General features: G+C 46.2%; 1 protein-coding gene. It reads right to left on the reverse strand.

Features of this window, described 5'->3' with window-relative positions; genetic code table 11:
- Positions 1-1,378: condensation domain-containing protein (locus PULV_RS00055; protein WP_227009315.1), on the reverse strand; the 1,378-nt coding region annotated here is incomplete at both ends.

Here is a 1,378-nt window from a genome sequence, read left to right on the forward strand (position 1 = left end):
CATAGGTCAACACTTCATCACCACACACCAACGCTATTGCATCCGGTGTTTGACTCGCGAACCATTCCAATTTTTCATGTACGCATAATTGTGTATCGTATGGTGAAGCGGTTTCGTTTAGCCCACTTAACAAGTAAGTTTGCTCATCTTCTGGCAGAATCTCTAGCTCACCGAGTGGTTGCTCTGGCCCAGATAAAATGCTGCGTAACATCACCTCAAAGCGCGCCGCTAAACGCTCTATCGTGCACGCCGCAAATACATCAGTGTTGTACTCAAAATGAAACACCAATCCATCATCTTCCTGTACAACATCCAACGTCAACTCATACATCGCGCTGCCTTGTTGCTCAACGCGCGGCGTCAATGTCGCCCCAGATAAAGTTAACGCCGACGTATCATTGGTGTTCATTGAAAACATGATTTGGAATAACGGCGAATAACTGGTACTTCTTTCCGGCTGAAGCCTTTCTACCAATTGCTCGAATGGTATGCTTTGGTGCTGTTGCGCCGCTAAGTTTACGTCTCTTACTTGGCTTAAGTGCTCCGTGAATGATTGTGTTGCTTCACATTGACTGCGCAACACTAAGGTATTCATGAAACAACCTATTAATGGTGCTACTTCCGCTTGCATACGGTTAGCTACTGGCGTACCTAAGACAATGTCAGACTGACCACTATGACGGCTCAACAACGCACCAAATGCCGCATGCAATACCATAAACAAGGTGCAGTCATGTTTAAGCGCTAGCGCTTGTAATTCTTCTTTAACTCTTTGGCTTACCTTTCGCTCGATATAAGCACCTGCACTGCTTTGCTCGGCTGGACGCACATAGTCCAGTGGCATACTGTGCACTGGTGGTAAGCCCGCTAGCTGCTCTTCCCAGTAAGCTAATCCTTGAGCTTGCGCCGCTTGACTCTCTTCATTGCGTTGCCATACCGCATAGTCTGCATATTGAATCGGCAATGCTACCAATGGACTCTCTTCACCACGACCATATGCTTCATACAAGGTGACAAATTCTTCTACCAGAATACCCATTGACCAACCATCGGAGGCAATATGATGCATATTGAACATCAGTACCCCTTCCTGCTCATCTGTTTGAATAAACTGACAACGCATCATCAAATCTGATGATAAGTCCCAAGCTAATGACTGCTCCTGACCAATCAACGCTGCTATTGTGTCTGCTGAATCTGAGTGACCGCGTAAATCTACTGTTTCTAAAGACAAAGAGGCGGCTTCGTTAATTACTTGAAACGTTCCTGCATCGTTACTCACGAAGTTGGTTCTAAGGACTTCATGGCGAAGCATGATTTCATTCAAGGCGCGCTCGGCTCTAGTAACATCAAATTGCCCTACGACTTCGTACGCCGA

It is taken from the genome of Pseudoalteromonas ulvae UL12, from assembly GCF_014925405.1.
Lineage (GTDB): Bacteria > Pseudomonadota > Gammaproteobacteria > Enterobacterales > Alteromonadaceae > Pseudoalteromonas > Pseudoalteromonas ulvae.